The sequence below is a fragment of the uncultured Aquimarina sp. genome (genome assembly GCF_947500065.1).
Classification (GTDB): Bacteria; Bacteroidota; Bacteroidia; order Flavobacteriales; family Flavobacteriaceae; genus Aquimarina.
Genome location: NZ_CANMQT010000006.1, coordinates 17,847 through 30,503, shown reverse-complemented (window position 1 = coordinate 30,503; position 12,657 = coordinate 17,847). Strand labels below are relative to the sequence as shown.

At 32.0% G+C, this 12,657-nt stretch carries 12 protein-coding genes, 2 tRNA genes and 1 pseudogene; 6 read left to right on the top strand and 9 right to left on the bottom strand.

Annotation, left to right across the window (positions count from 1 at the left end):
- Positions 1-52: 52 nt before the first annotated feature.
- The 5 genes from Q0975_RS17410 to Q0975_RS17390 form a co-directional block, all read right to left on the bottom strand.
- Positions 53-421, bottom strand: coding sequence for a diacylglycerol kinase family protein (locus Q0975_RS17410; RefSeq protein WP_299438986.1), 369 nt, complete (start codon positions 419-421; stop codon positions 53-55).
- Between the two features lie 7 nt (positions 422-428).
- The gene (gene tpx / locus Q0975_RS17405; protein ID WP_299438984.1) at positions 429-929 is read right to left on the bottom strand and encodes a thiol peroxidase; all 501 of its coding nucleotides are present in this window, start codon (positions 927-929) and stop codon (positions 429-431) included.
- 127 nt (positions 930-1,056) lie between these two features.
- Positions 1,057-1,314: a hypothetical protein gene (locus Q0975_RS17400; RefSeq protein ID WP_299438982.1), complete on the bottom strand. Its 258-nt coding sequence runs from the start codon at positions 1,312-1,314 to the stop codon at positions 1,057-1,059.
- Positions 1,295-1,609 (bottom strand): thioredoxin family protein, encoded by a 315-nt coding sequence (locus tag Q0975_RS17395; protein WP_299438980.1) that lies wholly within the window; start codon positions 1,607-1,609, stop codon positions 1,295-1,297. Before Q0975_RS17395 ends, Q0975_RS17400 begins: the two co-directional genes overlap by 20 nt.
- Before the next feature lie 79 nt (positions 1,610-1,688).
- Complete coding sequence (locus Q0975_RS17390) at positions 1,689-2,327, bottom strand: peroxiredoxin (RefSeq protein WP_299438978.1); 639 nt, start codon at positions 2,325-2,327, stop codon at positions 1,689-1,691.
- A gap of 277 nt (positions 2,328-2,604) precedes the next feature.
- Here Q0975_RS17390 and Q0975_RS17385 point away from each other — a divergent pair, with 277 nt between their 5' ends.
- The 4 genes from Q0975_RS17385 to Q0975_RS17370 all read left to right on the top strand — a co-directional run bounded on the left by Q0975_RS17385 (position 2,605) and on the right by Q0975_RS17370 (position 6,978).
- Entirely contained in the window at positions 2,605-4,851 is a 2,247-nt protein-coding gene (locus Q0975_RS17385; RefSeq protein WP_299438976.1) for a response regulator, read from the top strand.
- 104 nt (positions 4,852-4,955) lie between these two features.
- Positions 4,956-6,125, top strand: a complete 1,170-nt coding sequence (locus Q0975_RS17380) for a PLP-dependent aspartate aminotransferase family protein (protein WP_299438975.1) — start codon at positions 4,956-4,958, stop codon at positions 6,123-6,125.
- Between the two features lies 1 nt (position 6,126).
- Complete coding sequence (gene bshB1, locus Q0975_RS17375) at positions 6,127-6,843, top strand: bacillithiol biosynthesis deacetylase BshB1 (RefSeq protein WP_299438973.1); 717 nt, start codon at positions 6,127-6,129, stop codon at positions 6,841-6,843.
- Between the two features lie 59 nt (positions 6,844-6,902).
- Positions 6,903-6,978, top strand: a tRNA-His gene (locus Q0975_RS17370).
- 68 nt (positions 6,979-7,046) lie between these two features.
- Here the strand turns inward: Q0975_RS17370 and Q0975_RS17365 are convergent.
- Positions 7,047-8,102, bottom strand: coding sequence for a M28 family metallopeptidase (locus Q0975_RS17365; protein ID WP_299438971.1), 1,056 nt, complete (start codon positions 8,100-8,102; stop codon positions 7,047-7,049).
- A gap of 169 nt (positions 8,103-8,271) precedes the next feature.
- Here Q0975_RS17365 and Q0975_RS17360 point away from each other — a divergent pair.
- Positions 8,272-8,356, top strand: a tRNA-Ser gene (locus Q0975_RS17360).
- A gap of 87 nt (positions 8,357-8,443) precedes the next feature.
- Here Q0975_RS17360 and Q0975_RS17355 read toward each other — a convergent pair.
- The 3 genes and pseudogenes from Q0975_RS17355 to Q0975_RS17345 all read right to left on the bottom strand — a co-directional run bounded on the left by Q0975_RS17355 (position 8,444) and on the right by Q0975_RS17345 (position 10,342).
- Positions 8,444-8,842 (bottom strand): DUF2452 domain-containing protein, encoded by a 399-nt coding sequence (locus Q0975_RS17355; RefSeq protein ID WP_299438969.1) that lies wholly within the window; start codon positions 8,840-8,842, stop codon positions 8,444-8,446.
- A 3-nt stretch (positions 8,843-8,845) separates the two neighbouring features.
- Positions 8,846-9,081 (bottom strand): annotated as a pseudogene (locus tag Q0975_RS17350) (TIGR03643 family protein).
- A 625-nt stretch (positions 9,082-9,706) separates the two neighbouring features.
- Positions 9,707-10,342 carry a flavin reductase gene (locus Q0975_RS17345; RefSeq protein WP_299438967.1) on the bottom strand — a complete coding sequence of 212 codons (636 nt, stop codon included), beginning with the start codon at positions 10,340-10,342 and terminating at the stop codon, positions 9,707-9,709.
- Positions 10,343-10,772: 430 nt separating this feature from the next.
- Between Q0975_RS17345 and Q0975_RS17340 the strand changes: the two genes are divergently transcribed.
- A complete protein-coding gene (locus Q0975_RS17340) occupies positions 10,773-12,581 on the top strand; it encodes a PDZ domain-containing protein (protein WP_299438965.1) in 1,809 nt (602 codons plus the stop codon).
- The last annotated feature ends 76 nt before the right edge of the window (positions 12,582-12,657 follow it).

Sequence of the window (12,657 nt, the reverse complement as noted above, 5' to 3'; positions counted from 1 at the left end):
TCGCAAAAATACGAATATCTATATTGGAACGTAAAAATGGAAAAAAAATTTTCTAGAATAAATATGGAACATAAATAATACAGCCAACAACAATAGCTGTTATTGCAGCGATAAATACTGCTCCAGCCGCAATATCCTTAATAAAACCAATTTTATCATGAAAATCTGGATGAACAAAATCTGCTATTGCTTCTACTGAAGTATTTAATCCTTCAATACTCATCACAAGGCCAATTGCAAAAGTTTGTAAAATCCACTCTGTAGCATTTATATCTAGACAAAACCCTAAGGCTGTCATAATAATTGCTATGACAGCCTGAACTTGTATGCTTGGTTCTGTTTTAAGAAGCATTAATGCACCTTTTAATGCATATCCGCAACCTTTTAATCTACCAATAAAAAAACTAGAGACTTTACTCATATAAGAATTATGCCAATGTTTTTATTGCTTCAGCATAATTAGGCTCCTGTACAATTTCTGGCACTTGTTCAGTATGTACAATGGTGCCTTCTTCATTAACTACGATAACTGCTCTAGAGTGAAGCCCTTTCATAGGACCGTCAATAATTTCCAAACCGTAATCTTTGCCAAATTTCCCATCTCTAAAATCTGAATGATTCACTACATTCTCTAAACCTTCCGCTCCACAAAATCTAGCTTGCGCAAATGGTAAATCTCTGGATACACAAAGAACTTTAGTATTAGAAAGAGTACTCGCTTCCTTATTAAATTGTCTAACAGACGCAGCACATATTCCTGTATCGATGGATGGGAATATATTCAGCACCACTCTTGATCCTTTATAATCAGATAGTTTTGCCACGGACAAATCTGTATTTACCAATTCGAAATCCGGAGCCTTATCTCCTACTTTAGGTAAATCACCATTTGTATGTATTGAGTTTCCACTTAGTGTTATTGTAGCCATAATAATATTATTTGTGTTTTTTAGAGCTATAAAATTAGTAAGATTATATGGTATTTTACATAAAGTTTTATGAAAATAAAAAAACCTTCTATTATAGAAGGTTTTTTTTACTCTTGTATGATCTTTATTAGGAATCTATAGACCCCATTACGCGTTGCATGAAACTATTTAGAGCATCTTTTTTAGAAGTACCCTCTTTAATCATTTTATTTACTTCTATAGCCCCATACATATTAGAAATTAATTCCCCTATTACGTCTAACTCATCATCTTTCAGCGAAGGGACTTCAGTTAATGATTCTAAAGTTTCAATAGTCTCTACAAGAAAATCCTCATCGTTCTCTTCTATAAAAGAAGTAAGATGTTTAATTACTGGTAACTTCATCTACTAATTCTTTTAAAATATCAAATTTATTAGTCTGCACCTGATTTACAAAAGCTCCATTTTTAAAGGTAGCAAAAGTAGGAAGGTTATCCACCGTGGCCATTTTTCTAGACTCAGGATTTTTTTCTGCATCTACAATGATAAAAGTAGTATCATTTTTTTCTGAAGCCAGTTTCTTAAACTTAGGTTTCATTATTCTACAATTACCACACCACGTAGCAGAATACTGAACTACTACGGTAGGATTATCCTTTACAACCTCAGAAAGATTATCTGTAATTAACTCTTGGATCATAATTTATATCATTATAAAATGAAGAATAAGTTTCTCCAGACAATTGTCTGGAGAAACTTTATAATTAAAACTGTGTTTATTAATGAGAAGCTAAATAAGAAGCTACTCCATCTCTGTTTGCAGACATAGCATCTTTACCTTCTTCCCAGTTGGCAGGACATACTTCTCCGTTTTTCTGAACGTGTGCATAAGCGTCAATTAACCTCATAAATTCTGCTACGTTTCTTCCTACTGGCATATGATTTATTCCTTCGTGAAAAACAGTACCTTCTTCATCAATTAAGTAAGTAGCTCTGTATGTAACATTATCTCCTTCTACTGTCACAATACCTGTTTCTTCATTATATGTTTCATTAGTGATATCTAAAATACCTAATGTACTAGAAAGATTACGATTAGAATCTGCCAATATAGGATACGTAACACCTTCGATACCTCCATTTTCTTTAGAAGTATTTAACCACGCAAAATGAACTTCAGGAGTATCACAAGAGGCTCCAATAACGATTGTATTTCTTTTTTCGAATTCAGCTACAGCTTCTTGAAAAGCATGCAATTCTGTCGGACATACAAAAGTAAAGTCTTTTGGATACCAGAACAGTAATACTTTTTTGTTATTATTTTTTGCTTCTTCCAATACATTAAGTTTGAAAGTATCCCCCATATCATTCATTGCGTCAACGTCTAGATTTGGAAATTTTTTACCTACAAATGCCATTTTTTACTTATTTAAAATGTAATTAATTATTTTTTTGAAGTCGCAAATATACACTTCATTATTTAACATTTATAACTGGTTAATTTTAATTTTCTATGTATTGATAGTTTTTTCCAATACATTATAATTCCTTCATTGTTTTCAAATTTATCCTACAAAAAGACAAAATACCTTACATAAACTACGGATAAATTGTCCTTTTTACACGATGATTTACACTTTGTTAGATCTATTTTTGTATTTTCGCTCTTATGGTTTACCAAAAAAAATGTATGAGTTGAAATACTTTATAACACATATCGTCATATTATTAGCAGTATCCATCTGGCTACCTATTAAGGCTCAATCTTCTCATAAAGAAGAAAGTCTTGAGTCTCTTATAAATGAATCGAGAAAATTATTAGAAGTATATAAGTATGATGAAGCTTTGGAAAAAGCCAGAACCGCATTTAAAACTGCTCAGTTCAATGATGATGATAAAAACTTAGCAAAGATATTTGATATTTACGCTCAAGTTTATGAATTAAGCAATCAAGAAGATCAAGCTATAACAAAATATCGAACAGCACTTATCCTTGCATCCAGATCAAAAACTATTGATCTCAAATCCAAACTGTGCAATAATCTAGGTAACCTTTATATAAAAAAAGAATCTACAGTATTAGAGGGAATTGAAAATTATAAAGATGCATTTGCTTTTGCTAAAGAAATAAAGGATACAACAAAAATGGTCATACCATTGTTAAACCTTGCGGATTACTATATCAGTAATAATGATTATAACACTAGTTACGAATACCTTACTAAAACAAGAGCTATTATAGGCGATGAAAAGAATATAGCAAATACGGAGAAAGCAAAATTAAGTAACTTATTAGGTAAATACTTCCTTAGAGTAAGAAATTACGACAGAGCAAATGAACATATAGAAGATGCGATTTTTATTATAAATGAAGAAATCACTAACCAATCTAATAATAGTAAAGAGAAAACTACAGTATATCACAAAGAATTATCAATTTCCTATCACACAAAACATAAAATCCTCAAAGCACAAAAGGAATTCGAATCGGCTATCCCCTATCTTGACAAACACTACATAAGCATTGCTAAATCAGAAGACCTTATAAAAGAAATAGAATTACAAAAAACAATTGTAGAACATGAGGTCCATCAATACAAAGACAAAGCAGAGCAAGCTGATGAAGTCATGGATGAAAATTTTTCCAGAGAGATTAAATGGCAGATAATTTTTATTTTAGGAATTGTTCTTATTCTTATTTCTCTTGCTTTCTTAATAAGTGCATATAAAAACAATTTACAGAAGAAAAAATTGAACAATGACCTTATAGGAAAAAATAAAGAACTTGTCAATGCCAAAGAAACAGCTGAACAAGTCTCTACTCTCAAATCACAATTTATATCCACAGTAAGTCATGAATTAAGAACTCCGCTTTATGGAGTAATTGGTCTTACCTCTCTTCTAATGGAAAACCCTGAAGAAAAGAAGAAAAACGAATACCTTGAATCCCTTAAATTCTCAGGAGATTATTTACTTGCACTGATTAATGACGTATTACAATTAAGTAAAATTGAAACTAATGAAGTGAAATTGGAGAAAGTTTCTTTTGATCTAAGATCGCTTATCGAAGGAATTGTAAACTCGCTTCATTCTAAACAAAAACACAACAACAATACAGTACATATTGATATTGACCAAAACATAAAAACTACTTTACTTGGAGACTCTGTTAGATTATCCCAAATATTGATAAACCTTATAGGTAATGCTCTTAAATTTACTAATAACGGAAATATTTGGATAAGGGTAAAATGCCAAGAGTATGAAGATGATAATTACAAATTACGTTTCATAATAAAGGATGATGGTATCGGAATCCCTAAAAGCAAGCAAGAAACTATTTTTGATAATTTTGCTCAGGTTAAAAATCAAAATCAGGAATACGAAGGTACTGGGCTTGGACTTGCTATTGTAAAAAAATTAATTCATCTTCATAATAGTGAAATTTATATAAATAGTGAAGAAGGAGTTGGATCAGAATTTAAGTTTGACCTCAGCTATGAAAAAGCCGTTAAAGAACAAGATATTTCTTCTCAAATGAGGGAAAGCATTAGTATTGGCACTACTAATTTCAATATCCTTATCGTTGATGATAATAAAATTAATCAGATTGTTACTCAAAACATCTTAAAGAAAAAAGGATACACCTGTAATCTAGCCAGTAACGGTATGGATGCAATAGATATGGTAAAACAAGAAAGTTTTGACCTAATCCTTATGGACATCAATATGCCCGAGATGAACGGACTGGATGCTACTACTGTGATCCGAACTTTTAACTCTCATATCCCTATTATTGCACTTACCGCAGTAGAAGAAGGAGAAATCAGAGATCAAGCATTATCGGTAGGCATGAATGATGTAATCATTAAACCATATGACACGCAACAATTCTTCCAAACCATTATGAAGAATATTTCGAAAGTGAAATATATTAATTAGATTCCTTTTCATTATTCTATTACATAATTTATTCTGTTAAAGCCTATTCTATTTGTTCTTGAATATATTATTTTAGAGCAGAAATTTTAGCTTATTACACGAACATGAACTCAAAAAAAACAGGTTTCAATACCATTTGCACCCATGTAGGGGAAATCGAAGACAAACAATTTAAAGGAGCTGTATCACCTATATACCTATCTACTTCATATGCTTTTGAAGATGTAGATATCAAAAGATACCCTCGTTATTTTAATACTCCAAATCAAGAGGCATTATGCAAAAAAATCGCACGATTAGAGAAAGGAGAAGCATCCTTAATTTTTGGTAGTGGTATGGCTGCTATAAGCACTACTTTATTGGCATTTCTCAGTAAAGGTGATCATATTGTTCTACAGAGAACTTTATATGGAGGAACTGTGAATTTAGTAAATGAAGAATTCAGTAAATATGGCATTGAATATTCTTTTGTAGATACTCAGGACATCAATGGATTTGAAGAAAAAATCAAAGAAAACACTAAAGTAATCTATATAGAAACACCTTCTAATCCCTTATTAACAATAACAGATATTGCAGCAATTTCAGAGTTAGCAAAGAAAAAAGGAATCATCACAATGATTGATAACACCTTTGCATCCCCTGTAAATCAAAACCCTATAGAATTAGGCATTGATATTGTGCTACACTCTGCAACTAAATATTTAGGAGGCCATAGTGATATACTTGCTGGAGCTGTTATTTCTTCAGAAAAGAATATTGAACAAATATTTCATTTAGCAAAAAACCTAGGAGGCAGTCTAAGTGATTTCACTGTATGGATGTTAGAACGAAGTATAAAGACTTTAGGATTAAGAGTAAAACAACAAAATAAAACTGCTAAAAAAATAGCTAAATGGCTTGAAAAACATTCTGACATTCAAGCTGTCTACTATCCAGGATTAAAATCTCATCCTGATTATGAAATAGCAAAAAAACAAATGAAAGGATTTGGAGGAATGTTATCATTTGAATTAAAAGAAACTCTAGACGCTAGTAAGTTTCAAAAAGAATTAAAATTGATAAAAAGTTCTATGAGTCTTGCTGGAGTAGAAAGCACTATCCTTTCTCCTACACTTACTTCTCATGCCTTATTGACAGAAGAAGAAAGAGAACATCAAGGAATTAAAGATGGACTACTAAGACTTAGCATTGGTATTGAGGAAAAAGAAGACCTAATGAACGACATAGATCAAGCATTAAAAAAAATTAAGATACTAGAACTTGAACACTAATATGAAATTAGATATCCTAGCTATTGGCGCACATCCAGATGACGTAGAATTAAGTTGTTCTGGCACACTGGCAAAAGAAATAGATAACGGTAAAAAAGTAGGAATACTAGATCTTACCCGCGGAGAACTAGGTACTAGAGGCACTCCAGAAACAAGAGATCAAGAGGCAAAAGATGCTGCAGATATTATAGGAGTATCAGTTAGGGAAAATGTAGGGTTTAGAGATGGTTTCTTTAAAAATGACGAAGAACACCAGCTTGCTATTATTAAAATAATAAGAAAGTATCAACCAGAAATTGTTCTTTGTAATGCTATTAAGGATCGTCATATAGATCACGGTAAAGGAAGTAAATTAGTAAGCGACGCGTGTTTCCTATCTGGTTTACGTAAGATAGAAACATCTTTTGACAATAATTTACAAGATGTCTGGAGACCCAAAATGGTATATCATTATATCCAATGGGAAATTCTTGAACCTGATTTTGTTGTAGATATAAGTGGATATATGGATAAAAAGATGGAAAGTGTCATGGCTTATAAAACTCAATTTTATGACACTGACAGCAAAGCCCCATCTACACCTATATCTAGTAAAAATTTTAAAGACAGCATTCGATATAGAGCTGCTGATTTAGGAAGGATTATTGGAGTTGAATACGCTGAAGGATATACTGTAGAACGCTATGTAGCAGTGGATTCTATTTTTGACCTAATATAATTTCATTTTTTACTTTGCAGAAACATAAAAATGTTTTATTTTTGCAGCCGAAATTAAATGGTGGTTGTAGCTCAGTTGGTTAGAGCATTGGTTTGTGGTACCAAGGGTCGCGGGTTCGAATCCCGTCTTCCACCCTTTTAACAAAAAGACTCTGTTAACACAGAGTCTTTTTTTGTTTTAAACTTTTTTAATGAAAGATTAGATTACTCCTTACCAACCCCATCCACTATCAATCTTTTTTCTCGATTTGCCACTTCCCATGCTGTATAAAAAACCAATTTAGCCCGTTCAGTCATAAGATCATATTCTATTTTATCAGGAGTATCCGATGGCTGATGATAATCTTCATGAACCCCATTAAAATAAAATATTATCGGAATATTATGCTTTGCAAAATTATAATGATCACTTCGGAAATAAAATCTATTTGGATCATCCTTCGCATTATATGTATAATCTAAATTTAACTTAGTAAACTTTGTATTTGCTTCTTCACTTATATTATGTAATTCCGTACTTAATCTATCACTCCCAATTAAATAAATATAATTCCTTTTATCTTCTTGCTCATGATCTTTATCAATCCGGCCAATCATATCAATATTAAGATTTGCAACCGTATTTTCTAATGAGAAAACAGGATTTTCCGTATAATATTTTGATCCATATAATCCTTTCTCTTCTCCTGTTACGTGCAAAAACAATATAGATCGTTTAGGACCTTGTCCATCCTTAGCCGCCTTCGCAAAAGCTTCAGCTATCTCTAAGAGACTAACTGTCCCAGATCCATCATCATCTGCTCCATTATATATATTCCCATTACCATCCACCCCGACATGATCATAATGAGCCGATATTACAACAATTTCATCAGGCTTCTCTGTTCCCTTTACATAAGCCAACACATTTTCTGAAGATTTAATACCTCCTCTAAAATAACTCTCTGGTATTTCCTGAAAATAATCATCTCCTCCCATTGGAGAAGGAATATTCATTTTTTTATATTGCTGTTTTAAGAATTCAGCTGCTTTTTTTTGACCTGGTTCTCCAGTATCCCTACCTTCAAATTCATCTCCTGCAAACGTGAACAAATAATCTTTAAGCTCCTTTGAGGTAATCGTTTTTGCATAAGATTCAACATCTAATCCATCCTCTTTTGCCTTGTTAGAACTAGAACTTCCAGTATTTGAAGAATTCTGGGAACTACCACAAGAATACAAAAACAACAAACCAATAAATATGACTAAAATATTTCTCATTTAATTTCTTTTTATAACACTATGCAATATACAGATTTAGAGGGAGATCATTTTCCGAATATTTTCTTAAAAAAAATACTAAAAATTAATCGTAAAAACTTTCTTAGAATTAAAAAAGGTTATTATATTTGCACCCGCATTCAGGAAATACCTGATGAGACTAAACACTGGAGAATTGGCAGAGTGGTCGAATGCGGCAGTCTTGAAAACTGTTGAGGGTCACACCTCCGGGGGTTCGAATCCCTCATTCTCCGCAAAAGCCTTGTAACAAAAGTTACAAGGCTTTTATTTTTCAGAAACCAACATTATAGACAAAGATCACTACTCTTTAATCAATACTATCATAAACGCTCCCACATTTTATCTGCATTTAATCTAAAGGTCCCCAAGTGATCAAAATTACACTCATTAGGAGCTATAATAGACAGAAATGGCTCTTCTTTTTTATTCCTATATAAATGATACATCTCACCAACGATAGGCTCAAAACTTAATTTAGCATTATAAACAAGGTTATTATATTCATATTGCTCCATCAAAAGATCATACTGCGCTTTGAGTTCATCATATTTAGCTTTGACCTGCTTATTAACCTTATGAATACTGGTGTTTTTCCAAGCTATAGTATCAGACGTAGTAATCATTGGAGCCCCAACATTTGTAGCATATGGCTTTAATGCTGCATCATATCGTCCTTCTTCCTCGTTATAAACTACCTGATCTGGTTTTTTGTCACTCATTTTTTATCTTTTTGAAATTTTGTTATGCGTAATATGTCGTTGTTGAGAACATTTAAATCTTCCATCTTCAAAAATTCGCTTTTTAAGGTGTTTTGTTTTTCGACCTTGTACTCTTTTACGCCAAATTCTAAAACTAGAAGGTTTCACTTTTTCGCGCATTAAACTAATTACATCTCGTTCTTTTAATTCAAATTACATTAAGATAGCATCAAAAAAGGTGTTCGGTCTCCCCTAGCCATTTCAATAATTCTATCTATATCTCTTATCGTTAATTCTTTTTATATTTTTTTTCTCAAAAAAATGAACATTCACAAACTTTACAAACCTCAGCCGGTAAATTAGATTTTTTGCTCTTCATTTTTTGTTTAATAAAATTACATAAACAAAACTATCATGACATTAAAGTTTTAACAATTAACAAAGAAGGTTAATAGCCAATTCAAGCGGAAAACTATTGTAGACAAACATATAGATTTAATAAAAATATAGTTGCCCATAAAAAAACACGTATCCAATTATAAAAAACCAATTTATATTTCAATTTATCATCTATTATTCCTTTCGAAATATTCATATGCATTGGAACAAAATGTAAAAAAGTAGATAACCATACTCCAACTATTAGAGTTAAATCTATCAGATTATAAAAAGTATAAGTTGTGAAAATTTGAATTAAACTTATTGTTATTTGACCAATCATCATAGGCATCACTAGAACTCCAATTCGCAATGTATAAACATGATGCCATTTTATTAGATTATCTTTTTCGAAATAACTAAAACTAGGATAAATTACAAGTTGTACTATCCAGATTAAAATTAACAATCCGAAGTCTAAAAGCAAGCGTACTATCGCAATATCCATTAAACTTTAAAATTAGGGGTTTCATTTGCTCTAGCATAAGGGTATTCTGCAATTTTTTCTAAAGCATAATACGTATTCAACCCTGAAATACCAACAGTATCAACTAAACTTAGATCAAAATCTAAATGATCCCCAATGATCTCTTCAGGAATAATTAAGTGTTTTATTTCTCCGATCATTAAGATTGTACCATTAAGAGAAATATCTATAGCTTCCAAAAATTGCAAACCTATTTTTAGCTGGCTTTCTTTTACAAAAGGCGCACTAAATCCGTTTAGATACTCTTCTGACAATCCGCAACGAGTAAATTCAGAATCATTTCTATCTAACTTAGCAGAAGTATAGTGTGCGTTTTTTACGAAAGACTGATGTATGTGATTAATGGTATATTGGCGATTTTGTATGATATTTTCATATGTATGTCTAGGGACATCACCTATTGGCCTCATTATAAAACCCATAAGAGCTGGATCACTTCCTAAATGAACCACAGAACTAAATATTGCTAAATTAGTTTTTCCGTCATCATCAATTGTCCCTATAAGATTCGCTGGTTTGATGCCAGAAACGGCATTTATGATTTTCAAACGCTTTACACGCTCCATTCCTTGAATCTGTTCCTTTGTATAATGCATAATAAAAGTTTAAGACTTCTAATTAACCAAGATTAATGTATTCTTAATATAATCACTCAAGTAGTCTTGAATTATTCTTTTTCATCAATAATAACAACCAATACACTTTATTTTCAGCAATAGCGTCTAAAACAAAGTTACAAATCTGTTTAACAAAAAATAAAAATAATTAAACAAATTAACAATTAACCCCTTTCTATTTTCAATTTCAATAAAAAGTCTCTCCAGCTTCAAACATAATACCCAAATTCCCTTTCTATAATTTGCCCAATTAAGAGTTTGTTGTATTTTTGACTTCTGTTGTACTTTAAACTAAGGATTAAATTACAACAGAGCCCTAAAATATTTCGAACTTCCCTAATTACTCTTTGGTAATAAATTATTTTTACCGAGTATAAAAGCACGAATCTTTTAACCAAAAACCGTTTTAATGAAATCTTTTCGATTTTTCTTTTTTATTTTCTTTCTATTGATTATCCAACTAGGATATGCTCAGATAAGAAATGAATACCAAATTTCTTTTAAAAATGCTGTACATCACGAAGCCCAAATTAAAGCGGTGTTTACCAACTTAGAGAGCGGTACTATTTCTCTTAGAATGAGCAGAACCTCTCCTGGTCGATACGCATTGCACGAATTCGCGAAAAATGTTTATGATGTAAAGATTACTGATAGCAAAGAAAAAGAGGTAACTGTTACCAGACCCAATCCATATCAATGGGATGTTTCTGGTCATGATGGCACTCTTAATGTTTCTTATACACTATTTGCAGATCGAGGTGACGGAACTTACTCTCAAATTGACGAAACACACGCACATCTTAATATGCCAGCGACTTTCATGTATATTCCTACATTAAAAGATCGCCCAGTCCAGGTTACATATCTCATCAGAGAGGATCTCAACTGGAAAGTTGCTACACAATTGATACCATTAGGCGGAAATGGGTTTTTAGCACCTAATCTGCAGTATTTCATGGATAGTCCCGCAGAAATTAGTGACCATACAGTAAAGGAATTTAAAGTAGCCTCCGGAGGAACAGAATATACCATAAAGTTAGCATTACATCATCAAGGGACAGAAGAAGAAGCTGATCAATATTTCGAACAAATAACAAGAATTGTAGAACAAGAAAAAGCAGTTTTTGGGGATTACCCGAATTTCGACTATGGAGAATATACTTTTCTAGCCTGTTATATGCCCAACGTATCGGGAGATGGAATGGAACATCGAAACTCAACTATTCTGACAAGCACAAGAAGTCTTGCCGATGGAGGAATGGAAAAAAATATTAGTACTGTATCTCATGAGTTCTTTCATGCTTGGAACGTAGAACGCATCCGCCCTATTTCACTAGAACCTTTTGATTTTGAAAACACAAACATGTCGGGTGAATTATGGTTTGCTGAAGGTTTTACTAGCTACTATACCAACCTAATTCTTTGTCGAGCAGGTATTATTACACAAGATCAGTATATCGAAGGACTTAGTAATACATATAATTATGTATGGAACTCTCCGGCTTTAGCATATTTTAATCCTATCGAAATGAGTTACCAGGCACCTTTTGTTGACGCAGCTACCTCTGTAGATCCTACAAATAGGGGAAATACATTTGTATCCTATTATTCTTATGGGAGCATGCTAGGACTTGCTTTAGACTTATCTTTAAGAGACAAGGATGATTTAAATTTAGATGACTTCCTTAAATTAGTTTGGACCAAATACGGAAAAACAGAAATACCTTATACCATTGAAAACTTATTCTTTACTCTTAGAGAATATGCAGGGGAGTCATTTGCTGATGACTTTTTTGAGAAATATATTTTTGACAGTCAAACTCCTGACTTTAAAAAACTATTAGGATCTGTTGCTATCTATCCAAAAACAAACAGTAAAAAAGCTTTTCTAGGAGCAAGCATAAAATTCAACGACGACGACAATGCTTTGATATCTAGATACGTAAAGAAAGGAACTCCGGCTTATGCCGTTGGCTTGGAAAAAGGAGATGTCATTATGGCAATTGACAATCAATCATTCTCTGATATTGATCAGTTTAACGCTGTGATTAGCAAATATAAACCAGGTAAAAAAGCAACTGTTATTTATAGAAGAATGGGAGTTGAGAAAAAGGTACTGATTCGATTTGGAGTTGATCCAGAAGTAACTATAACACAGTTTTCCAAACCTAGTAAGAAGGCTTTATTAAAAAGAGAAAATTGGTTAAAAGCTAAATAATAAAAGCTTCAATCTAAATAGAAAACAAAAAAGTGTATGGTTTCAAAATCATACACTTTTTTTATTAGATTGACTC

Bases quoted from the DNA above. Each gene is read 5' to 3' on its own strand.
- Q0975_RS17390 (WP_299438978.1), bottom strand. From the start codon at position 2,327: ATGGCATTTGTAGGTAAAAAATTTCCAAATCTAGACGTTGACGCAATG.
- Q0975_RS17395 (WP_299438980.1), bottom strand. From the start codon at position 1,609: ATGATCCAAGAGTTAATTACAGATAATCTTTCTGAGGTTGTAAAGGAT.
- bshB1 (WP_299438973.1), top strand. From the start codon at position 6,127: ATGAAATTAGATATCCTAGCTATTGGCGCACATCCAGATGACGTAGAA.
- tpx (WP_299438984.1), bottom strand. From the start codon at position 929: ATGGCTACAATAACACTAAGTGGAAACTCAATACATACAAATGGTGAT.
- Q0975_RS17340 (WP_299438965.1), top strand. From the start codon at position 10,773: ATGAAATCTTTTCGATTTTTCTTTTTTATTTTCTTTCTATTGATTATC.
- Q0975_RS17345 (WP_299438967.1), bottom strand. From the start codon at position 10,342: ATGCATTATACAAAGGAACAGATTCAAGGAATGGAGCGTGTAAAGCGT.
- Q0975_RS17355 (WP_299438969.1), bottom strand. From the start codon at position 8,842: ATGAGTGACAAAAAACCAGATCAGGTAGTTTATAACGAGGAAGAAGGA.
- Q0975_RS17365 (WP_299438971.1), bottom strand. From the start codon at position 8,102: ATGAGAAATATTTTAGTCATATTTATTGGTTTGTTGTTTTTGTATTCT.
- Q0975_RS17400 (WP_299438982.1), bottom strand. From the start codon at position 1,314: ATGAAGTTACCAGTAATTAAACATCTTACTTCTTTTATAGAAGAGAAC.
- Q0975_RS17380 (WP_299438975.1), top strand. From the start codon at position 4,956: ATGAACTCAAAAAAAACAGGTTTCAATACCATTTGCACCCATGTAGGG.
- Q0975_RS17410 (WP_299438986.1), bottom strand. From the start codon at position 421: ATGAGTAAAGTCTCTAGTTTTTTTATTGGTAGATTAAAAGGTTGCGGA.